At 57.6% G+C, this 19,936-nt stretch carries 20 protein-coding genes, 3 tRNA genes and 2 rRNA genes; 9 read left to right on the top strand and 16 right to left on the bottom strand.

The genetic code is table 11. From position 1 onward, the window contains the following. Positions 1 to 7 precede the first annotated feature (7 nt). From O3675_RS05875 to O3675_RS05865, 3 genes are all read left to right on the top strand, one after another. Positions 8 to 862, top strand: a complete 855-nt coding sequence (locus O3675_RS05875; RefSeq protein ID WP_005504142.1) for a PTS system mannose/fructose/sorbose family transporter subunit IID — start codon at positions 8 to 10, stop codon at positions 860 to 862. 185 nt (positions 863 to 1,047) lie between these two features. Then, entirely contained in the window at positions 1,048 to 1,821 is a 774-nt protein-coding gene (locus tag O3675_RS05870; RefSeq protein ID WP_371571500.1) for an HAD hydrolase family protein, read from the top strand. A gap of 172 nt (positions 1,822 to 1,993) precedes the next feature. Then, the gene (locus O3675_RS05865; RefSeq protein WP_371571499.1) at positions 1,994 to 2,512 is read left to right on the top strand and encodes a hypothetical protein; all 519 of its coding nucleotides are present in this window, start codon (positions 1,994 to 1,996) and stop codon (positions 2,510 to 2,512) included. A gap of 177 nt (positions 2,513 to 2,689) precedes the next feature. Here the strand turns inward: O3675_RS05865 and O3675_RS05860 are convergent, their stop codons facing one another. The 4 genes from O3675_RS05860 to O3675_RS05845 all read right to left on the bottom strand — a co-directional run bounded on the left by O3675_RS05860 (position 2,690) and on the right by O3675_RS05845 (position 6,702). Continuing rightward, positions 2,690 to 3,037: a hypothetical protein gene (locus O3675_RS05860; RefSeq protein WP_005507997.1), complete on the bottom strand. Its 348-nt coding sequence runs from the start codon at positions 3,035 to 3,037 to the stop codon at positions 2,690 to 2,692. 11 nt (positions 3,038 to 3,048) lie between these two features. Beyond that, a complete protein-coding gene (locus O3675_RS05855) occupies positions 3,049 to 3,561 on the bottom strand; it encodes a hypothetical protein (RefSeq protein ID WP_005507998.1) in 513 nt (170 codons plus the stop codon). A gap of 198 nt (positions 3,562 to 3,759) precedes the next feature. Further along, positions 3,760 to 5,502, bottom strand: coding sequence for a cation:proton antiporter (locus O3675_RS05850; protein ID WP_371571497.1), 1,743 nt, complete (start codon positions 5,500 to 5,502; stop codon positions 3,760 to 3,762). 249 nt (positions 5,503 to 5,751) lie between these two features. Next, a complete protein-coding gene (locus tag O3675_RS05845; protein ID WP_371571496.1) occupies positions 5,752 to 6,702 on the bottom strand; it encodes a biotin synthase in 951 nt (316 codons plus the stop codon). Between the two features lie 291 nt (positions 6,703 to 6,993). Here O3675_RS05845 and O3675_RS05840 point away from each other — a divergent pair, with 291 nt between their 5' ends. The 5 genes from O3675_RS05840 (at position 6,994) to O3675_RS05820 (ending at position 11,528) form a co-directional block, all read left to right on the top strand. Beyond that, the gene (locus O3675_RS05840; protein WP_371571494.1) at positions 6,994 to 7,596 is read left to right on the top strand and encodes a TetR/AcrR family transcriptional regulator; all 603 of its coding nucleotides are present in this window, start codon (positions 6,994 to 6,996) and stop codon (positions 7,594 to 7,596) included. A gap of 257 nt (positions 7,597 to 7,853) precedes the next feature. Further along, positions 7,854 to 9,251, top strand: a complete 1,398-nt coding sequence (locus O3675_RS05835) for a galactokinase (RefSeq protein ID WP_371571492.1) — start codon at positions 7,854 to 7,856, stop codon at positions 9,249 to 9,251. Between the two features lie 434 nt (positions 9,252 to 9,685). Further along, positions 9,686 to 9,850: a hypothetical protein gene (locus tag O3675_RS05830; RefSeq protein ID WP_005504128.1), complete on the top strand. Its 165-nt coding sequence runs from the start codon at positions 9,686 to 9,688 to the stop codon at positions 9,848 to 9,850. A gap of 537 nt (positions 9,851 to 10,387) precedes the next feature. Further along, complete coding sequence (locus O3675_RS05825) at positions 10,388 to 10,708, top strand: glutaredoxin domain-containing protein (protein ID WP_049326839.1); 321 nt, start codon at positions 10,388 to 10,390, stop codon at positions 10,706 to 10,708. Position 10,709: 1 nt separating this feature from the next. Continuing rightward, positions 10,710 to 11,528 (top strand): shikimate 5-dehydrogenase, encoded by an 819-nt coding sequence (locus O3675_RS05820; RefSeq protein ID WP_005504124.1) that lies wholly within the window; start codon positions 10,710 to 10,712, stop codon positions 11,526 to 11,528. 337 nt (positions 11,529 to 11,865) lie between these two features. Here O3675_RS05820 and O3675_RS05815 read toward each other — a convergent pair whose 3' ends face one another. The 3 genes from O3675_RS05815 to O3675_RS05805 form a co-directional block, all read right to left on the bottom strand. Beyond that, positions 11,866 to 12,678 carry a rhomboid family intramembrane serine protease gene (locus O3675_RS05815; protein WP_371571490.1) on the bottom strand — a complete coding sequence of 271 codons (813 nt, stop codon included), beginning with the start codon at positions 12,676 to 12,678 and terminating at the stop codon, positions 11,866 to 11,868. Between the two features lie 58 nt (positions 12,679 to 12,736). Next, positions 12,737 to 13,564 carry a rhomboid family intramembrane serine protease gene (locus O3675_RS05810; RefSeq protein WP_371571488.1) on the bottom strand — a complete coding sequence of 276 codons (828 nt, stop codon included), beginning with the start codon at positions 13,562 to 13,564 and terminating at the stop codon, positions 12,737 to 12,739. A gap of 155 nt (positions 13,565 to 13,719) precedes the next feature. Then, positions 13,720 to 14,247 carry a peptidylprolyl isomerase gene (locus O3675_RS05805; RefSeq protein WP_005508008.1) on the bottom strand — a complete coding sequence of 176 codons (528 nt, stop codon included), beginning with the start codon at positions 14,245 to 14,247 and terminating at the stop codon, positions 13,720 to 13,722. 173 nt (positions 14,248 to 14,420) lie between these two features. On the opposite strand from O3675_RS05805, the gene O3675_RS05800 reads away from it, so the two are divergent. Further along, entirely contained in the window at positions 14,421 to 14,756 is a 336-nt protein-coding gene (locus O3675_RS05800) for a hypothetical protein (protein ID WP_049345994.1), read from the top strand. Positions 14,757 to 15,043: 287 nt separating this feature from the next. Here the strand turns inward: O3675_RS05800 and rrf (O3675_RS05795) are convergent. The 9 genes from rrf (O3675_RS05795) to O3675_RS05755 form a co-directional block, all read right to left on the bottom strand. After that, positions 15,044 to 15,160: ribosomal RNA gene (gene rrf, locus O3675_RS05795) — 5S ribosomal RNA — on the bottom strand. Positions 15,161 to 15,163: 3 nt separating this feature from the next. Continuing rightward, positions 15,164 to 15,236: transfer RNA gene (locus tag O3675_RS05790), tRNA-Ala, on the bottom strand. A gap of 91 nt (positions 15,237 to 15,327) precedes the next feature. Further along, a complete protein-coding gene (locus tag O3675_RS05785) occupies positions 15,328 to 16,527 on the bottom strand; it encodes an acetamidase (RefSeq protein WP_371571486.1) in 1,200 nt (399 codons plus the stop codon). A gap of 207 nt (positions 16,528 to 16,734) precedes the next feature. Then, entirely contained in the window at positions 16,735 to 17,187 is a 453-nt protein-coding gene (locus tag O3675_RS05780; RefSeq protein ID WP_107945030.1) for a DUF3349 domain-containing protein, read from the bottom strand. A gap of 50 nt (positions 17,188 to 17,237) precedes the next feature. After that, positions 17,238 to 17,543 carry a hypothetical protein gene (locus tag O3675_RS05775; protein ID WP_049326726.1) on the bottom strand — a complete coding sequence of 102 codons (306 nt, stop codon included), beginning with the start codon at positions 17,541 to 17,543 and terminating at the stop codon, positions 17,238 to 17,240. Positions 17,544 to 17,545: 2 nt separating this feature from the next. Then, a complete protein-coding gene (locus O3675_RS05770) occupies positions 17,546 to 18,775 on the bottom strand; it encodes an inorganic phosphate transporter (RefSeq protein ID WP_005504110.1) in 1,230 nt (409 codons plus the stop codon). 593 nt (positions 18,776 to 19,368) lie between these two features. Continuing rightward, positions 19,369 to 19,485, bottom strand: a 5S ribosomal RNA gene (rrf, locus tag O3675_RS05765). Between the two features lie 3 nt (positions 19,486 to 19,488). Then, positions 19,489 to 19,561: transfer RNA gene (locus tag O3675_RS05760), tRNA-Ala, on the bottom strand. Positions 19,562 to 19,706: 145 nt separating this feature from the next. Then, positions 19,707 to 19,780 (bottom strand) — tRNA-Ile (locus O3675_RS05755). Positions 19,781 to 19,936 lie beyond the last annotated feature (156 nt).

Below are 19,936 nucleotides of genomic sequence, written 5' to 3'. Positions count from 1 at the left end.
CATCATCATGACTGAGAACAAGAACGTCGAGCTCGTTGAAGTTCCCGAGCTCACCCAGCGCGATAAGGTCGAAACCTACTTCCGCTCCACTTTCCTGCTTGGTTCGTTTAACTTTGAGCGTATGCAGTCCATCGGTTTCGCGGTTTCCATGATTCCGGCCATTAAGCGCTTCTACACCAAGAAGGAAGACCAGGCGGAGGCGCTGACCCGCCACCTGGAGTTCTTCAACACCCAGCCGTGGGTCGCATCCTCGATTATGGGTGTGACCGCTGCAATGGAGCGTGAGAAGGCAGCCGGTAAGGACATTGACGAGGCCGCTATCACCAACGTGAAGGTGGGTCTGATGGGCCCGCTGGCTGGTGTAGGCGACCCGATTTACTGGGGTACCGCACGTATTGTGCTGGCTGCTCTGGGTGCTTCCCTGGCGGTGACCGGTAATATTCTGGGCCCGCTGCTGTTCTTCTTTGGTCTGACCGCGATTCGTTGGGCGACCCGCTGGTACGGCTTCAAGTACGGTTACGAGAAGGGTACCCAGATTGTGACTGAGGCGGGCGGTAACACCCTGCAGAAGATCACTCAGGGCGCTTCCGTGATGGGTCTGTTCGTGATGGGTGCGCTGGTGTACCGCTGGACGAGCGTGAACATTCCGTTGCCGCTAACCAGCTACAAGAACCAGGCTGGCGCGATGGTGGATGTGACCGTTCAGTCGGTGCTGAACGACCTGCTGCCGGGCCTTGCGTCGCTGGGTCTGTGCTTCCTGTGCATGTGGCTGCTGAAGAAGAAGGTCAACGCTATCTGGTTGATTTTCGCTCTGTTCGCCGTGGGTATCCTCGGTTCGTACCTGGGCTTCCTGGCTCTCTAAAAATCTGAGGAATAAGCCCTTTCACCCTTCAGTGAAGGCGTGAGATTCAGGGGCTATATCTCAAGTGGTGGGGGTGCGGTCGGTACACTTAAAAGTACCGGCGGCACCCCCGTTTTTCATGGGCGTTTTCTATCGGTTGCGGCGCACAATTCGCGGCAATGCAGCCCTCCCGCGAAGGAGTTTTTATGACCAAGTTGATGGCTTTCGACCTGGACGGCACGATTCTGTTTAACCGTGCCGTGGAGCCTGCCAATGAGCGGGCGATTGCCCGCTGGCAGGCGGAGGGTAACCTGGCGGTCTCGTGCACGGGCAAGAGCATTTTTGCTACTCAGCTGGCGTTGAACCCGACCGCCATCCGCTTTGATTACCACGTGCTGTACACGGGTGCGGTGATTACCGACCGGAAGTACCGGGTGATTTACCATCAGCCTCTTCCGGTGAGTGTTGTGCAGGCGTGCTACGAGCATTTCAGCACCGTGGACGGCGTGGCACTGTTCGCGACCACCCTGGATAACGATTACAGCCTCTGCGACCGGGTGGGCTCCTCGACGAATATTCTGCCGGAGTTCACTCCCCTGCCGGCTAATGACCTGCAGAACCACGAGTACGTGGGTGTACCCCTGTGGATTCCGGATGCGCAGGTCCGCGAGGCGGCATACACCTGGATTCTAGAGCGTTTTGGTGATTCGGTGGACTGCCACAAGAACCAGGATTTCCTGGATATTGTGCCGCCCGCCTGCACGAAGGGCACCGGTCTGCAGCATCTGGTGGAGTACCTGCAGGCTGAGCATCCGGGTAGCTCCTATGAGGTGCATACGATTGGTGATTCGTGGAACGATATCGACATGCACCGCTACGCTGACCGTTCGGCGTCGTTCAGCTACTCCCCCGACGAGGTTAAGGCTGTCACCACCGATTGTGTGGATAAGGCGTACGAGTTTATTGAGGCTTCCCTGTAGAAGCTCCGCAGAAGCTCCCGAGCCGGCGTTCAGGCGCGGCGAGCGCAGAGCGCCTGCCACCCGCTTCCGCGTACTCGCCGCTTCTCTCACGCGCACTCACCGCCTACTCCCCCGTTTCACGTGAAACACCCGCTTTCCCGTTACTCCCCGTGTACCCCCCCGTGAGGTTTCTATGTGCCCCGCTCACCCCCCAAAGAACCAGCCCGGCAAGAATCAGTCCAGCAAGAATCAGTCCCAGAAGAGCCAGCAGGCCGATTCTGCCCAGTCCTACGACCCGTCCAGCTTCTCCGACACCTTCCGCGCTATGGCGCGTGAATCACTCGTGAAGAACCAGAAGAACCGCCCGGACTCCCCCATCGTCTCCATTTCCCCGGTGCTGATTGTTTTGGGTGCCATTGCGGCGGCACTGTACGGGCTGTGGCAGAGCTGGGCGTGCCTCATTCCGCTGGTGCTGATTCTGGTGCTCATGTGGGTCCGCTACACGATGCAGCGTCAGGCGCTCAACGATTTCGCCGAGCTGGAGGCGGCACGCACCGCATGGAAGAAAACCCGCGACAGCCAGTACCTGGAGCTGATGGCGGCGCAGTCGGCGCGCATCCTGGATGAGAATAAGGCGCTGACCAAGCAGGCTCGCGCGCACGTGCAGGAGTACGCGGATTTCGCGGCGCAAAAGCTGGGTACTCAGCGCTAAAGACCCCGTTGCGCTCACCCCTCCCCAAAAGACAAAAGTATTCGACGAGCGTTAGTCGAGGTGAGCGTTCAGGCACCCAAAAGACCGTAACCACTCCCCTGTACGGGGGCGGTTACGGTCTTTTATTCACGTCAGATACCCTCTGCGGGGGTCTTTTACGTCTTAGGGGGTTACACCCTAGTTGGTCTTCTGCGCGGGTGCTTCAACGGGCTCTTCTGCGGCTTCCTCGACGGACTCCGCAGATCCTTCGTCTGCGCTGTCAGTAGCCGGAGCCTCGTCCAATCGCTGCACCACAGCGGGGCGGTCATCAAAGCCGCGGCGGGTGCCTCGGGCAGCCTTCGCCTCCATGGTGTACAGCTGCTCGCGATTCGTCAGCACCACCAGGGTCATGGCGTTCAGGCAGACACCCACAATGCACAGAATCCAGCCGATCAGCATGAACCGACCACCGGAAAGCACCGCGCCGGAAAGCATCAGGGCAACAGAAACCAGGTACGCCGGGGAAAGCAAAAACTTCGTATTCACTACCGACCTACCTAGCGTGCGTTGGAGCGGGGCTTGGGGGCACGACCCGAACGGGGACGCGAGGGCAGAACGCTCATACGGCCGGGGGCATGATCAACAATCGGCTGAGATTCGGTGGGCTCTTCCTCGCGGACCTCTGCAGTTTCAGCAGGCTCGGTCGCCTCAACGGTTTCAGCAGCCTCAGCGGGAGCTACTTCCTGGTTAGCCTGCGCCGCAGCTTCGTGCTCAACTGCCTCATGCTCAGCAGCTTCACGCTCTTCACGGCGGTGCTCCGAGCGCTCGCGGATGCGGTTCTCAACGGAGGATTCGAAACCGTCCAGGTTGGTCACCAGTGCGGGGGTTGGGTCACCCTTCGCCTTACCCACGGACAGCACAAAAGCAAGGACGTTCAGACCCAACGCAAGAATCAGAAGGATCCAGCCGAGCCACAGGAGCCAGGGGTTGGAGGTTCCGATCAAGAGTGCGCCGCAAAAAATCACGCCGAGGGAGGTCAGGTACGCAGGCGAGAGAGTCTTGAAATCCATGTCTACTTTCAATGTGTTCGTGAGTTTGAGAGAGCTAACGTACGGTCACTACGTTTCCTGTCTCATTTTAGGTGATAGTTGAGGCTTAATCTGCTTCTGCCCTTGTCTATCGCCTGTGAGCTAAAGACCAACGGGCTTATCTCGGTGGCGTAGGCAGGGGCAGAAACGTAACGTGCATGCACGCGGTGCAGGTACCGGCTAGGACGTGGGGGTTACCTCATTGGTGACCAGAGGCGAGGCGGGCGCGTTCTCAACCACAGGGATTGCGCGGGTGCTCAGGGCGCCCTGGTGCTTCTTCCAGAGGTTGTAGCGTTCCATGGCAACCGCGCCGGCAGTCATGGCGGGCAGAATGAACATGCCGGAGGAGCGGATGCTTTCGGCCTGCGCCAGGATATCCAGCTTACGCACCACGCGGGTCACGTCGTGGGAGTCGTAGCGGTCCTGAGCAGAAATAACCTCGTTCTGCGCGGCGACGAGGGCGGCGTCGCGCAGGCGCACGAAGTCGTTCCTCTTGTCCTTAAGCTTCTCCATGTGCTGCTTGTATTCTTCGGGCAGTGCCTCGCTGATTTCGTCGCGGCGGGTAATGGCGGAGCACATTTCCTTCACGCGGGCGTAGGTCTCAGGGTCGGTGGTTGCCTTCGCTTCTGCCTGCAGCGCCTCGAGGGCTGCGACCTGCGCGATCTTGAGCAGTTCGGGTACGGCGGTTTCTTCTTCATGGTTAGCCCGCACGCCAAGGACCTTTACGAGCATGGGCAGGGTCAGGCCGGGTAGCACGAGGGTGAAGAAGAGCACGGAGAGCATCATGACGATGGCGTCCTGGCGGACCTGTTCGGTGCCATTGACCACGGGGATGGACAGGGCAAGAATCAGGGTCACGAGGCCTCGCATGCCGGACCAGGTCATGATGATAACTTCGGCGAAGCTTTCGGGGGCACCCTCGTGGATGGGGTTCTTGCGTCCTGCCAGCCAGACGATGGTGAACCAGATGAGGCGCACCAGGATGGCGACCAGTGCGACCAGGGCACCGTCAGCGAAGAGGCTTGCGATACGGGAGGGGTCGGCGGTGGCGATGATGCTACTTGCCTGCAGGCCGATGAGGCCGAAGGCGACACCGGTCATGAGCAGCTCAATGATCTGCCAGAAGGAGGTGGAGGAGAGGCGTTCTTCCGCTTCGAGTGCCGCCATGTATTTGGTGCTGGTGAACTGGATAGCGCCGATGACCACGGCAATAACGCCGGAGGCGTGCACGCTTTCAGCAGCGAGGTAGGCGCCGAAGGGGATCATGAGGGTCACGGCGTTGCTGGTGACCACGTCGTGGGCACGCTGGCGAACGTAGCCGCCAAGCCAGCCGAAGATATAACCAATAATGACCGCGAGGATCGAGCCGAGCACGAAGTCCTTGGCGACCGAGAGCGGCTCGATGTGGTGGCCGCTGGTCATGGAGTGGATTGCGGCGTGGAAGAGAACGATTGCGATAGCGTCGTTGAAGCTACCTTCGGTCTGCAGAGTACCGATGAGGCGGCGGGGGATGCCGACGGGCTCAGCGACTGCTTCCACGGCGACGGGGTCGGGCGGGGAGACGGCGGCACCGACGGCAAGGGCGACGGCGATGGTCATACCGGGGACCCACCACATGGCTGCGCTGGCAATTGCCAGGGCGGAGACGGTGGTGAGAAGGACCGAGTAGAGCAGTACGGATCTCCAGCGGCGGCGCAGGGTGCCCCAGGAGAATTTAACGCCGATGGCCCACAGTAGCGGCGGAAGGAAGATCGGCAGGATGATGTCGCTGTCGATAGTAAGATCCGGTCGGTTGGGGATGAAGAGCGCGGCGGTGCCGAGCAGGGTCATCATGACCGGCCAGGGGAGGTTGAGTCGATCACCGACGCTGACCATAAACACGGTCGCAATCAGGATGATGACAATAACGGAGAGGTAAAGCATTGGTCCGGTGTTGTTCCTTTCGCGCGGCTAGGGTTAGTCGGCTACGTCTTTCTACTCTACCGGAGGGGCTCATTCCGCTTTTCGGATATGGGGGTTCTGCAGCGTTTATTGTGGTGTTGTTTACCTCTAAGCCTAATGCTCTTTACGGAATATAGAGTTTTCCCCTGAATATCTCTGCTTTTCAGCAGGTTATTCAGGGGAAAATTCTATATTTGGAATATATCGATTGGGGTAGCTACCTCTAGCAGATTACTTAGAGCCGCATCCACCAGCACCGCAGCCACAACCGCCAGCGGGAGCTTCCTCCACGACCGGTTCAGGCTCGTCGTGGCCACCACAGCAGCCACCCTTTTCTTCCTTTGGTTCGTCGTGGCCGCCGCAGCAACCGCCACCACCGTGGGAGTGACCGTGAGCCTCAGCCGGAGCTTCAGCGGAGGAACCGCATCCGCCCGAACCGCAACCGCAACCACCGGCGGAAGGTGCCGGCTCCTCGTGGCTACCGCAGCCACCCGAACCGCATCCACAGCCGCCACCGTCGACCGAACCGCAGGCGGAGCCGCGTGCATCGCGGTGACCCATGAGGTCCACGCCCAGGTCGGAGAGGTAGCGCAGGTAGCCTGCGAGGGCGTCGCGTCCACCGGTGCCGGAGATGACGATGCCGCCGTGACGCAGTGCCTTGAGCACCTCGTTGACCATGGGCCACTGCTCAATGTCGTCGGTGATGGTGATAGCGCTGACCACGTGCATTGCGAGGGAGGTCAGCGAGCGCAGGGACTGTTCGTAGCCTTCGGGCAGGTGAATGACCTTGGAGGGTGCCGCCAGGCGCAGGATGGATAGCACGCGCATGAGCATCATGGGTACTGCATTTTCGGGCAGTAGTACGGTCACGCCGATGGCGGAGGATTCTGCAATACGTTCAATGCTTGCCGCGAGTTCTTCGGAGTCGATATCGCGGGAGATATCCAGTACTTCGTAGGAGTCCACGGCGATGGAGCGGGTGCCGAGGGCGTCGGCGAGTGCTTCATCTTCGGTGTGGATCGCAATCATGTTGCGGAATTCGTTGCGGCGCACGACGGAGGCTGCCTCGATAAGGGTGAAGTCCTGTCCGTCACCGTCCACGAGGAGGGTGTGGATTTCTTCGCGGTTGAGGCCTTCGCCTGCGGTGGCGCGCTCGATTAGTTCAGAAAATGCATTGCTCATACCGAATATTAAACACCTGATTTTGGGGCGTTCGCCCGCGAGGTTTACCTGTCTTGGCGGTTTTGGGCGGTTTAAGACGTGATTTTATGCCGAGAGCGTGGGCGGCTACCTATTCTGTGTGTGCTGAAGCGTTTTTGGTGGCAAAAGCGCTCATGAAACGCGAACCGTTCGCTCCGGGTGAGTGAGAATCAACATTGCTTTTTGGGTTTGTGCCGCGTATTTGTTGGGTTTTTGTTTGCCGCGGGGTGCATCTTGCTCAAGATATAGAGTTGAACACCCTAAAATGAAAGGGTGGTACTTTCCCGTGAAAAGATTCTAGATACCGCCTACGAGGTCTTGGCGACCTACGGTTTGGCGGACCTTTCCATGCGCCGACTCGCTCAGGAGCTTCACGTGGCTCCCGGCGCTCTGTACTACCACGTGAAGAATAAGCAGCAGCTTCTCATTCTGTTGGCGGATTACATTCTGGCTCGTGCCCCGAAGTCGATGTCTGAGGAGGCTGAGCCGAATCCGGAGGCTATTCGCGCTTCGATGATTCGCCGCGGTGATCTTCTGTTCTCCCTGCTCTACCCGATTCGTGAGTGCCCTGAGGTGGTGCGTTTGAGTTTGACTCTGCACCCGCGTGAGTTGAAGCCGGTGGTGGCTATGGCTCATGAGTTCCAGGCTCTTGGTTTGGGTCATGCGGAGGCGCTGCGTCGTGCTCGTTTGTTGACTCATATTGCGCTGAGCCTGGTGGAGGAGTATCAGACTCTGCCGCTGATTTCGCCTCAGGAGGCTGTGGCGAGCGGCGATGTTCCTCTGATTGAGAATGCGTTTAACCGTTACCGCCAGGATTTGCTCTCTGCCATTGACACGATGATGGTGGTGCAGGAGCCTTATACGCATGATGCGTAATCACTTAGCCCTTCTTTTGGTTTATTAGTTATGTATGTCGCCCCGTGCCCCCTTGTGGGGGTGCGGGGCTTTTGCGTGCGTTGGTGCTGGCTGCTCTGCCGCGCTCTGATACCGGCGCGGTTTGGCGGTTGAGTCGATGTTCGCTGGTTTTCTGCTTTAGTCTAGAGGTGACACGTGCTTGTACCCGGAGTGTATCGGGTGCGCGAAGGGTGTCGTTTATGTTTTAGTGCCCTGTTGGGCTTTATCAGAGGTGTTCCATGTCGATGACCGCTACCGCCCAGTGGGCGGCTCTTCCAGACCATAGCGCGGAGATTGCGCGTGTGCGTGAGGAGTTTATTACTGCGTATGGTTATGAGCCGGATGGTGTGTGGTCTGCGCCTGGGCGTCTGAATCTTTTGGGCGAGTACATTGATTTTTTGGGTGGCTCGTGCCTGCCGATGCCGTTGCCGTACCGCACCTATGTGGCGGGTGCGTTGCGTCGTGATGGTGTGTTGCGTGCGGCTTCTTTGCAGATGCCCGGCGATGAGCGCACGGTTGTGATTCGCGATATTCAGCCGGGTCATTTGAAGGGCTGGTTCACCTATGTGGCGGGTGTTGCGTGGGCGATGAATCAGGAGGGCGGCAGGGATATTATGCTGCCCGATGAGTTTGGCGCTGACCTGCTGATTAATTCTCGTGTTCCGGTGGGTGGCGGTTTGTCGTCTTCGGCGGCTTTGGAGTGTTCGACGGCGTTGGCGTTGTTGGAGCTCTCGTGTCCGGTGCGTGAGGAGTGCCCGCAGGCGGATGCCACCCCGGCTGATAGTGATGCGTTGCGTGCGCGTCTGGCTCAGGTGTGTATTACGGCTGAGAATAAGATGGCTGGCGCGCATACGGGTGGTCTGGATCAGACGGCGTCGTTGCGTTCGTATCCGGAGCAGGCTCTGGTGGTTGATTTCCGTGATTTTTCGATTGAGCCGGTTGCGGTGGATATTGCCCAGCATGGCCTGAGTTTTTTGGTGATCGATACGAACACTCCGCATGAGCTGACGGATGGCGGTTTTGCGGCTCGTCGTGCGGCGTCTGAGGCGTGCGCTGATGCTTTGGGTCTGCGTTTTTTGCGTGATGCCCTACCGGAGGATTTGTCGTGTGCGGGTATGGATGCGCGTGCGGCAAAGGCGTGGCGTGCTGATTTGGTGGATTCTTCGGTGAATCGTGCCTTGGATGCTCTGGAGGATGCGGGTCGCCCGTGTTCGTTCCCGCGTGGTTGGGTGCGTCATGCGTTCCACGATATGACTCTGGTGGGTCGTGCGAGCTATTTACTGCAGCATGCTGATGAGTTGGGTTGCGCGGCGTTTGAGGAGGCGGGCCGTATTTTCACGGAGTCGTTTGTGTCGATGCGTGATGAGTTGCGTGTTTCTCGCCCTGAGATTGATGATGCGGTGCAGGTGTGCCTGGATCGGGGTGCACTGGGTGCCCGTATTGTGGGTGGCGGTTTTGGCGGCGCGGTGATGGCGCTGATTCCGACCTCTCAGCTGGAGGCTGCTGCGGATGCGGTGGCGACTGCGTATGCTGTGCGCGGCTATGCGGCACCTCGTTTTTTGCCGATGGTTGCTGGTTTTGCGGCGTCTCATGATTGGGCAGCGGGCGCTGATCCTACGGATATTCCGGTGTTGTAGGGTTGGGCGCTGAGGTCTGTCATAAATCGGCGGGGTGTCATAGGGGCGTTTTTTGGGGTTTTGAACGATATTCATAGCTGGAAGTTTCCTGCGAGTTTCTGCAAATTTCCTCCGCTCATCCCCTGTAATAACGCGCTGATAAGCCATAATTTTTTGGTCGTTGGTCAAAAATGGCGCCACGTTTTCTGAGGGTGGTTTTTCTTGCCTTCGCGGGTATGTACACTTATCGACGGACGCAATCCGTGAGCTGTAAAGTTTCGATGCGCATAGTCCTGCATATGGATAGCATCTACACTGGGTTCGACCGTCACATACAAGCCCAGCTTGCAGGTTTCGTCCACCAAAGCATCACACTCCAGTTTTCTGCCCGCCCCGGGCAGGTACCTCACCAAGAGTGAGGCTTTAGAGCGCGAAAGCGCAGAAAGGAGGCCCCCGTGGGCTTCGATATCAAGGGCACCGTTGAGCAGGGCCTCGACAAGGCTCAGGAAGTCATCAACGAAAAGGCTGGCAAGGAGGTCGTCACCGACGAGCACGTTGCCAAGGTTGAAGAGGTCGTGACCGAGAACGTCTCCAAGCTGACCGAGAAGTTCGGCAAGTAAGGCGACAGCCTCCTTTGGATTGGCGCCCTGCCTCGCCTCCTCATGGGGTAGGGCGCCATTTCCCTGGGTTTGCATTACAGGCTTTCACTCAACATCTCTCTCAAATAATGGGGCGTTCTGCCCCGCCTGGGTTCTTTCATTCACCGACTCACTCGGCATATTGCTCAGCTTCGGTTACCGTCTGGTAGCCTGTTTTCACTCTTCTTTTACTCTTACTCAGCACAAGTACTCGCGCTTTCTCGCGAACTGTATACGCCCCGCATCATTGGTCCGGCAACCTTGGTGTGGGGCGTATGCCGTTAATGCGCGGGGGAAGGCATCTGGGGCGGGGCACAGGCTTCTGGAGAGCAGGGTGAAGGCTTCTGCGGGAGTGCTGCACGGGCTGCCGGGGTGCGCCGCGGACGTTCGCCCTATGAGGACCTCTCCCCCGCCCCTGCACGCTCAGCTATGCTTGATATATCAACTTATTGAGCTGCGCCCTCAGGTAGGTTTCAGTGCCTCCTGAAGACCGCGGAGCACCCCGTCTATGGAGGAACTATGTTTGAACGTCAGCAGTCCGATCAGCAGAAGGCACGCGAGGTCATGAAGGATGGCGGCGTCGTCATTTATTGGCGCCCCGGCTGCCCTTATTGCGAGGCTCTGGATTCTAAGCTGGGCGAGCTGGGCGACCACGCTACCTGGGTCAACATTTGGGAGGATCCGCAGGCTGAGGCGCACGTGAAGTCCCTCAACGACGGCAACGCGACCGTCCCCACTGTGGATACCGGCGACACCCACTTTGTGGTCGCTGACTTGGTGAGCCGCAACAAGGTGAAGAAGCTGATTGAGAACACCCTCAACTCTGGCGGCGAGGCTTAAGATGGCTCGCCCGGCGCTGAACCGCGATACGACGGTCTGCATTTCCTTGTCTGGTCGCCCGTCGAATCACGGTATTAAGTTCCACAATTACCTGTACGAGAAGCACGGTCTGGATTACCTGTACAAGGCGATGACCACCACCGATATTGAGGGTGCTATCGCCGGCGTGCGTGCTCTGGGTATTCGTGGCTGCTCGGTGTCTATGCCGTTTAAGCAGGCTGTTATCCCGCTGATGGACGATATGGACCACTCGGCTGCGGTTATTGGGGCGGTGAACACGATTGTGAACACTGACGGCTTCTTGAAGGCGTACAACACGGATGTGATTGCGGTGGCTTCCCTGCTGCGTTCGCATAACGTGGATCCGTCTCTGCCGTTCCTGCTGCGCGGTTCGGGCGGTATGGCTGCGGCTGTGGCTGGTGCGTTCTTTGATGCGGGCTTCTCGCAGGGCATGATTATTGCCCGCAACGAGGAGACCGGCCGTGCGCTGGCTGAGCGTTACGAGTACGCGTGGGCACCGGAGGTGGGTAACCTGCGCGCACCGATTCTGGTGAACGTGACCCCGATTGGCATGGCTGGCGGTGAGGAGAGCGAGGAGCTGTCCTACCCGCAGGAGGCTATTGCTGAGGCGCAGGTGGTCTTTGACGTGGTGGCGATGCCTGTAGAGACTCCGCTGGTTCGTGCGGCTCGCGCGGCGGGTAAGGAAGTTATTCACGGCGGTGAGGTGATTGCTCTGCAGGCTGCTGAGCAGTTCCGCCTGTACACCGGCGTGGAGCTCACCCCCGAGGAGGTTGAGGAGGCGGAGGCTCAGGCGAACTAGGTTCGCGCCCGCTGCTTCTTCGCCCCGTGAGGGGCTCGATACGTGAAAGTGCCCGGAAGGTTGATCCTTCCGGGCACTTTTTGTTGGTGCGTAGCACCGGAATTTTTTGTAATTACACACACCCTGGTATTTAAGGTTTTCCACATCTGTGGAGAAATCTGGGGAAAACTCTTACACCCGTGTAATTCACCCCGTGTAATTCGGTTGTTTTAGCCTGTATCCACAGGTTTTTAACATGTACTCACACTCGTGGAATTACACGAATGTAGTTATACACAGTGTGGAAAACTGCTGTGGATAACGTGTCTCTGCACCGGATTTCTGCGGTTTTCCAGGCTTAATACCTGCCGTTGAGCCACTGCTGCGGGCTCTGCGGCGGCGGATTCGAGGACTCGGGTTTCTTCACGAACGGGATAATCAGCAGGGTTGCTAGTGCGCCACTGACAAGACCGCCAAAGTGTCCCGCATGGGAAATATTCGGGTGGAAGAGGCTCTGCACCACACCAATGCCGATGAGTAGCATAAAGAGGCGCGCAGTGTCCTTTTGCCTCCTGAGAAGCAGGATCACGAAGAAGGCACCGTAGAGGCCGTACACGCCGCCTGAGGCGCCCACAGCACCACGAGAGTAGTCGAAGAGGTACACACTGAGGCCAGCACCCAAGGTAGCAGCCATATATACGAAGAGGAACTTCCAGCGCCCCATCATGCGTTCGAGAGATACACCGAAGATGAAGAGGTAAATCATGTTCCACACCATATGCATCGGGTCATTCTGCGAGTGAATAAACCCGTGCGTGATCAGGCGGTAGTACTCGCCGTGGTGAACACGGGGACCAGACATCATGCCGAGGTTGTACATCCAACGGAATGGGATGATTAGCTGCAGACCGTACACCACAACGTTAATCAGAATGAGCGTGTACGTAATATGCCAGTGACGGGCGATGAAGGAACGCTTCGGGCTCGAGGCGCCTCCATTGAGCTCGCTGTAGCAGTCGGGGCAGACCACGCCCGCATCCTGTGCCGTCTGGCATTCGCCGCAGATGGTGCGGTTGCAGCGCCCGCACTGGGCGTAGCTGACACGGTCGGGGTGGTTGACGCAGACTGTGGGGCTCTGCCCGTAGTTCATATAGTTGGGAAAGTTCTCCACTGCCTCTCCAAAGATTTTTGTGCCGGATTTTCCGAAGATTTTTCACGTATTTTCAGGCTTAGTACCTGCCGTTTTGCCACTGCTGCGGACTCTGTTGCGGCGGATTCGAGGACTCGGGCTTATCCACAAGCGGGACAAACAGCAACGTCAGCAGCACACCACCGACAAAACCACCCGCGTGGCCTGCGTGAGAAATATACGGGTTGAAGAAGCTCTGCACCACACCAATACCGATGAGCAGCATAAAGAGGCGTGCCGTGTCCTTCTGCCTCCTGAGAAGCAGGATCACGAAGAAGGCGCCGTAGAGGCCGTACACACCGCCTGAAGCGCCCGCCACGCTCGTTGAAGGAGCCAGCACGTACACGCCTAATGCACCAAAGGCGATTGATCCCAGGTACACCACGAGGAACTTCCACCGCCCCATCATGCGTTCGAGGGATACACCGAAGATGAAGAGGTAAATCATGTTCCACACCAGGTGCATCGGGTCATGCTGCAGGTGCAGAAAACCGTAGCTGATGATGCGGTAGTACTCGCCGTGTTGGACGTAGGGCCACCAGAATAATCCGTGCCTAATCATCCATTCGTTGGGAATAAGCTGCTGTAGGCCATACATTACAACGTTAATCAGAATGAGCGTGTACGTAATGTGCCAGTGGCGCGCCAGGAACGAGCCCCGTGCTTTCGAACCCTGCGCCTTCGAGCTGCCGCCTTTGAGTTCGCGGTAGCAGTCGGGGCAGACCATGCCCACATCCAGCGCCACCTGGCATTCGCCGCAGACGGTGCGGTTGCAGCGCTTGCACTGGGCGTAGCTAACGCGGTTGGGGTGGTTGACGCAGACGGTAGGGCTCTGCCCGTAGCCTGCGTAGTTGGGAAAGTTCTCCACTGAACCTCCAGGGGTTGTGTGCCGGATCAGCCGGGGTGGTGTGGGGGCATATAAGCGCAGGGGCCCACCGGAAAAATCCTGGCGGGCCCCTGAACTATACGTGTTTTCTCAACACCTTCAGCAGAATGCTCGTATGAGCCTTCTGAGGGGGTTTATTAGAGCTTTTCGATGTCAATCGAGGAGATGACAACGTCCTTGACCGGGCGGTCCTGGAAGCCGGTCTCAACGCCCTCAATAGCGTCAACAACCTTCTTGGATGCCTCGTCGGTAACCTCACCGAAGATGGTGTGGCGGCCGTTCAGCCAGGGGGTCTCAACGGTGGTGATGAAGAACTGAGAACCGTTGGTGCCGGGGCCTGCGTTAGCCATTGCCAGCAGGTAGGGCTTAGAGAAGGAGAGCTCGGGGTGAATCTCGTCCTTGAACTGGTAGCCGGGGCCGCCAACACCCATGCCCAGGGGGTCGCCACCCTGAATCATGAAGTCCTTGATGATGCGGTGGAACACGACGTCCTTGTACAGGGGGGTGTTCATGATTTCACCGGTGCGGGGGTGCTTCCACTGACGGGAGCCGTCAGCCAGGCCGATGAAGTTCTCAACAGTCAGCGGTGCGTGGTTGCCGAAGAGCTCGACGACGATGTCACCGTAGTTAGTGTGGATAGTTGCCTTAGCAGTTGCATTAGTCATGGCTCTATTGTGGCACGGGGCGGCGCTCATTCGCCATCTAACATGTTTTTTCGCCCCGGGCGCACCGTTGAGCGGGCTTTTTGGGCGGGAATTGAATATCCTGAGAGGTGAACACTACGCGCGCGGCGGCGTTTTCTGGCCGCTGGCGCATTTCAACCGATGGAGGTCACCCCATGTTCTGCTGCAAGAAGCGTAAGGCACGCAAGGCTGCTAAGGCTCAGGCTGTTGTCTCTTCTCTGGCTGCTGTTGAGTCCGCTCTGGAAGGCAAGACCGCTGAGATGTTCGCTGAGAAGCTGACCGGCAACAAGAAGGCGCTGAAGAAGGCTCGTAAGGCTACCGCGAAGACCGTTCGCGCCGCTGAGAAGGAACTGGCTCGTATTGAGCGTAACGGCGGCAAGCGCCCCCGCAAGGGCCTGGCATTCCTGGGTCTGCTGGTTGCTCTGGGTGTTGCAGGCGCCGCAGCCTACAACGCAGCTCGTCCCGTGGAGGACCCCTGGAAGAACGCATAAGCGTTCCCGCATCCTTCTTCTCTGAGGCATTCTGAGATAGCTTTCTGAGGCGCCGCTGGCGGCGTGAGGGAGCGCTTTATGAGAGATAGCCGCCCGCTAGAGTTCTTACTCTGGCAGGCGGCTATTGTTTTGGGTGTTTCTCTTGTTTTTTTTGGGGGGGGGAGGGGGAGTGCAGCTGTGATGCTGAATCTCCTGTGTATACTCCAGACACCTGATAAACCCAGACATATTCCCGGATATACAAAGAGCCCCATGTCTTTCGACATGGGGTTCTCGGTTCAAAAATAAACCGGCGATGACCTACTCTCCCACACCCTCAAAAGTGCAGTACCATCGGCGCGAAGAGTCTTAGCTTCTGGGTTCGGAATGGAACCAGGCGTTTCCCTCTTGCTATAATCACCGGAAAGTGGAGGCGAGGGGACTCGAACCCCTAACCCTCTGCTTGCAAAGCAGATGCGCTACCAATTGCGCCACGCCCCCGCGGTGCTCTACTAGTCTATAACACCTTTTACAGCTTTACCAAATCCTCAGGAACATTTTTTTAGTTAGACCCATCACACCCCTGAGGGGCTTAGGAAATAACCTCACCCGGAACTGTCGCCTCCCGCTTCGTTAGAGCCTGCAGCGGGCCACTCACTTCCTGCAGATACTTACGGATCTCGGTACGTTGCGCCTCCTTCGCGGACTCCTCCTTCGACTCCGGCGCCGTGAAGCCCAGCTTGAAAGCATCCCACTGGCTCGCCGACGGGTATTTCTCACGAGCATTCCACACCAGCGAGAACGACGCCAAAGTCTTCAGTTCCTTCTTCGTAGCAGCCTTCGACAGCACATCAGCAACCGTTGCCACGCGCGAAGACTCCGCAACACTCACCGAAATCTTCGACTGAGCATCCGAGGGCAAACTCAGCGCCTTATCCGGAGCCAACTGAATATTCAGGTGAATCTGCTGCACCTGCTCGTTCTTCAGATCCAGCTCAGCCAGCGCACGGAAGCGTTTCAGCAGAGACTCATAGTTCTCATCAATCACAACGGCATTCAGGCGCAGCTCATCCGCCAGCAGACCCACCTGCGCGTAGCTCGCATTAGTTCCCAGCGCCGCGTTAGCAGTCAACACCTTCAGCCACTGCTCTTCCTTCAGGGTCGCCGATTCGTTCACGCGCAGCGGGCCCACCGGCGCATCCGTAGCGGTGTTAGCAACGTTCTGCGGGTCATTCGCCGAGTCCACACCGCCGTAGGTAACGCTCAGCCGGTGCAGAGAACCGTATACGGACAGGTTCGTCAGAGCCGTAGCTGCCGCCGCCAAATCGGCCTGTGCCGCCTCTGTGAGGGAGAAAGAACCCACCAGACGCAGGTCCTGTTCACCACGCCCCTGACCCACATAGATACGCCCCAGAGACTCAATCTTCAGGTAGCGGGTATCAACATTCTCGCGAACCAGACGCTCACGGCGTGCCAGCAGCTTCTCGTTTGAAACCACCGCCGCCGCATCCTCACCCAGCACACCGGTGGCGGCAATCTGCGGCATCGCGGCAAGTACCCCGGCGGCAGCGACCACGCCGCCAGTCAGAAGCAGGGAACGGCGGGGCACCACGAGGCGGCGCACCTGCCCCGCAATAGCCTCTTTAGCGGCATCTACACGGGTTGAAGAGCTCTTAGCGAAGGATTCCTCAGCGGCGACGGATGCCGCCTCAGAAGAGCCCTGAGAGGCTCCCCGTGTAGAAGTATCGGGAATGTGAGAGTTCTCGGGTTCCAAAGAAGGGGAAGAAGACACAGAATCTCCAGGATGCAGGGCGAGCACAAAGCCCACCAACGGTTTGAGGGGAGTGAAGTCCCTCTAGAATACCGCCCGCACCTATGCGCATGCCGACAACCCGCTGCGCATCATTCGAAGGGCATAAAGAAAACCTATGGGGCGGACTTCAGTCCACCCCATAGGTCACAAGTTTCATGAGAGCTCTCAACTCTCATAGCAGGCTATTTAGTTATCCTGCGCAGCGGTAGCGTTCGGAGCCGGGATATTAGCCGATTCGGCAGCCAACTCGGCGATACGAATCTCGCCGGTCGTCGGATCATCGTAGGTCACGTACTCGGTACCGCCAGCCGTAGGCTCAGCATCCTCGTTCACGTGGTTCTCCGCAATCAGGAAGCCGTGCGCACCAAGAATCTTAGCGACGCGGTCAATATCCTGCGGGGTCGGGGTATGATCCACCACTCGACGAATGTACTCATTAATGCGCTGGTCACTCACGTACGCCTCACCACGGGCAGCACGGGACTGCATGAGCTGGCGAACAACTTCCTGCAGCTGCTCATCGGTCAGACGCATCTTCAAAATAGCCATCACTGCCGCGCGGTCCTGCACCGGAACATCCTTGGGATACCCGACGCTCAGCCAGTCGATTACTCGAGAGATTATGCTCTTATCAGGCATCGAGCCCCTCCTTCGAAGCAGTCATTATATGCAATTTAGTGTTCACGGGATTAGTGGCCTCCACCGGTTACGCCGAAGATATTCCAGCCGAAAGTGTGGTCGATAAAGTCCTTAGCGACCCAGAGAATACCGATGATTACGATTGCTACGATAATAGCAAAAATGCAAGACGCGGCAATCTTCGCCACCGTTCCCGGAGGCTCAATTTCAACGAGCTTACCGTCCGCAGTGTACTCGGTACGGCCAGCCAGCAGACGCAGACCCAGCGCATAGAGCGCCGGAAGGCCCGCACCAAAGAACAAACCGGCAATCAGCACCGGAATAACCTTGTTCACAATGTCAATCAGATATTCCACGACTACGAACCTGCCTTCTCAGTAGCAAGGGTCTGGGCTTCTGCGGATGCCTCAGCGCTGGTGACTGCAGCGCCTTCCTTTTCATCCCAGTCGCCAGTCACGTTCGAAGCGTCAATGTTGTCCTTCTGGGAATGACGCCACATCAGGAAGCAGAAGACTACCAACAAAGCGAACACGGTCATTTCGCCAATGAACTGGGTACCGGTCAGAGCATTCAGGCCGTGACCAATCAGCCAGGTCAGAGCACCCACAATCGCGGCAGCCGGCAGAGTAATCAGCCAAGCAACCACCATGCGGCCAGCAACAGACCAGCGCACCTCAGCACCCTTACGGCCCAGACCACTACCCAGAATCGAGCCGGACGCCACGTGAGTGGTCGACAGAGCCATACCGAAGTGGGAAGAGGTCAGAATAATCGCAGCGGATGCACCATCAGCGGCAACGCCCTGCGGGGTGTCAACCTCAACGATGCCCTTACCGAGGGTGCGGATAATACGCCAACCACCCAGGTAAGTACCCAGCGCAATAGCAAGCGCGCAGGAAGCCTTCACCCAGAAGGGAATCGCGTCATCGTTGCTCAGGGTACCCGAAGCAACCAGAGCCAGGAAGATTACGCCCATGGTCTTCTGCGCGTCGTTAGTACCGTGCGCCAGAGACATCAGGGATGCGGTCGCGACCTGTCCCTTACGGAAGCCGCCGTGCTTGCGATCATCAGCCACCGGGGCAGCAATACGGTAGACCAGCCAAGTGCCGGTTGCCGCCACAATAGCCGCAATGACGGGGGAGAGGACCGCGGGAACAATAATCTTGGACAGAACGCCCATCCACTGCACGCCGTCAAAGCCGATCGCGACAATAGCCGAACCAATCAGGCCACCAAACAGAGCGTGCGACGAGGATGAGGGAAGACCCAGAAGCCAGGTCAAAACATTCCAGAGGATACCGCCCACCAGACCGGTAAAGACGATGAGCATCAATGCCGGACCGTCCGTTGTTACATCGATACGGTCCAGGTTCACGATGCCGCTACCGACCGAACGCGCCACCTCAACAGAGAGGAACGCGCCAACGAGGTTCAGGGACGCAGACAGCGCCACGGCGGTCTTAGGCTTCAGCGCACCGGTGGCGATGGAGGTTGCCATCGCGTTACCGGTGTCGTGGAAGCCATTCGTAAAGTCGAAGGCGAGCGCGGTCAGCACCACGATCACGAGAATAATGAGTTCTGTAGTCACAAGAAAATTATCTGTCGGTTTTCGCGAAATCTAAAGTATTCCGAATTAACACGAAATAACAGATAAACCCACAGTATTGAGCGGGTTTCCGTGAGGGTTTTACTATAGAGCCCATATTTCAGGGGAAACTCTCCCGATATTCCGCGGAAAAAAGGGTGCACCTATCGGAATACTTAAGTTGGTTTATGTGGCTTATGCGAGAGTGCGGGGGAGAGGGGTGATTATATCCATCAAGAGGCTAAAGTGTGTTCACCAAGTGTTCACTTTCAGGAACCTCCCAGCTTTCTTTTTGTGACACACCTTTATTATTCAGACCTCATTTGGATCACCAAGCTACCCGTACAGGATGCCCCTGTGGGTTTTTGCGGCACTGGGGTTACAGTACTGGGGTTTCGGCGGCGCAAGTTCTCTGCGGTAGCTGGTTTTCTATAGCGACGCACGCTTCAGCATCGAGAAGGAGCAACCCCAGCTACCAATTCGCAGCGTGCACAATACGCCAGCTTCACGAGGCACCCATGCCGAATCTGCCACTCGCATCAGCGAATACAACAAAAGACCCCGTATCCTTCGATACGGGGTCTTTTTCAAAAATAAACCGGCGATGACCTACTCTCCCACACCCACAAAAGTGCAGTACCATCGGCGCGAAGAGTCTTAGCTTCTGGGTTCGGAATGGAGCCAGGCGTTTCCCTCTTGCTATAATCACCGGAAAGTGGAGGCGAGGGGACTCGAACCCCTAACCCTCTGCTTGCAAAGCAGATGCGCTACCAATTGCGCCACGCCCCCGTCTCAGCGGAAACCACTGTTTAGTTATTTTTTCCAAGCCTTCACGACTTCATTGCTCTGGTACTTTTTCAGAACCATCACAGTGACACACGAAAGAACAGCAAGAATCAATAATTTCTTCATTATTGCCTTTCATAGTGTGGAGTGGGCGTACCAAGAATCGAACTTGGGACCTCTTCGTTATCAGCGAAGCGCTCTAACCGTCTGAGCTATACGCCCTCCTTCTGCGGAATTTCTTCCGTAGAACGAGATATAACTATACAGGTGTTTGCAGGTAACACCAAATCGAAAAAGCATGTTCTGCATCACACTTTAATATTGGGGGTTCCCAAGCATACAGAGCGGGCGGCACCACCTCCATCCAGAGGGGCACCG

It is taken from the genome of Rothia sp. 27098_8_27, from assembly GCF_041432805.1.
GTDB lineage: Bacteria > Actinomycetota > Actinomycetes > Actinomycetales > Micrococcaceae > Rothia > Rothia mucilaginosa.
This window is presented reverse-complemented; position numbering and strand designations above follow the sequence as displayed.

Bases quoted from the DNA above. Each gene is read 5' to 3' on its own strand.
- O3675_RS05875 (WP_005504142.1), top strand. From the start codon at position 8: ATGACTGAGAACAAGAACGTCGAGCTCGTTGAAGTTCCCGAGCTCACC.
- O3675_RS05870 (WP_371571500.1), top strand. From the start codon at position 1,048: ATGACCAAGTTGATGGCTTTCGACCTGGACGGCACGATTCTGTTTAAC.
- O3675_RS05865 (WP_371571499.1), top strand. From the start codon at position 1,994: ATGTGCCCCGCTCACCCCCCAAAGAACCAGCCCGGCAAGAATCAGTCC.
- O3675_RS05855 (WP_005507998.1), bottom strand. From the start codon at position 3,561: ATGGATTTCAAGACTCTCTCGCCTGCGTACCTGACCTCCCTCGGCGTG.
- O3675_RS05850 (WP_371571497.1), bottom strand. From the start codon at position 5,502: ATGCTTTACCTCTCCGTTATTGTCATCATCCTGATTGCGACCGTGTTT.
- O3675_RS05845 (WP_371571496.1), bottom strand. From the start codon at position 6,702: ATGAGCAATGCATTTTCTGAACTAATCGAGCGCGCCACCGCAGGCGAA.
- O3675_RS05835 (WP_371571492.1), top strand. From the start codon at position 7,854: ATGTCGATGACCGCTACCGCCCAGTGGGCGGCTCTTCCAGACCATAGC.
- O3675_RS05825 (WP_049326839.1), top strand. From the start codon at position 10,388: ATGTTTGAACGTCAGCAGTCCGATCAGCAGAAGGCACGCGAGGTCATG.
- O3675_RS05820 (WP_005504124.1), top strand. From the start codon at position 10,710: ATGGCTCGCCCGGCGCTGAACCGCGATACGACGGTCTGCATTTCCTTG.
- O3675_RS05805 (WP_005508008.1), bottom strand. From the start codon at position 14,247: ATGACTAATGCAACTGCTAAGGCAACTATCCACACTAACTACGGTGAC.
- O3675_RS05800 (WP_049345994.1), top strand. From the start codon at position 14,421: ATGTTCTGCTGCAAGAAGCGTAAGGCACGCAAGGCTGCTAAGGCTCAG.
- O3675_RS05780 (WP_107945030.1), bottom strand. From the start codon at position 17,187: ATGCCTGATAAGAGCATAATCTCTCGAGTAATCGACTGGCTGAGCGTC.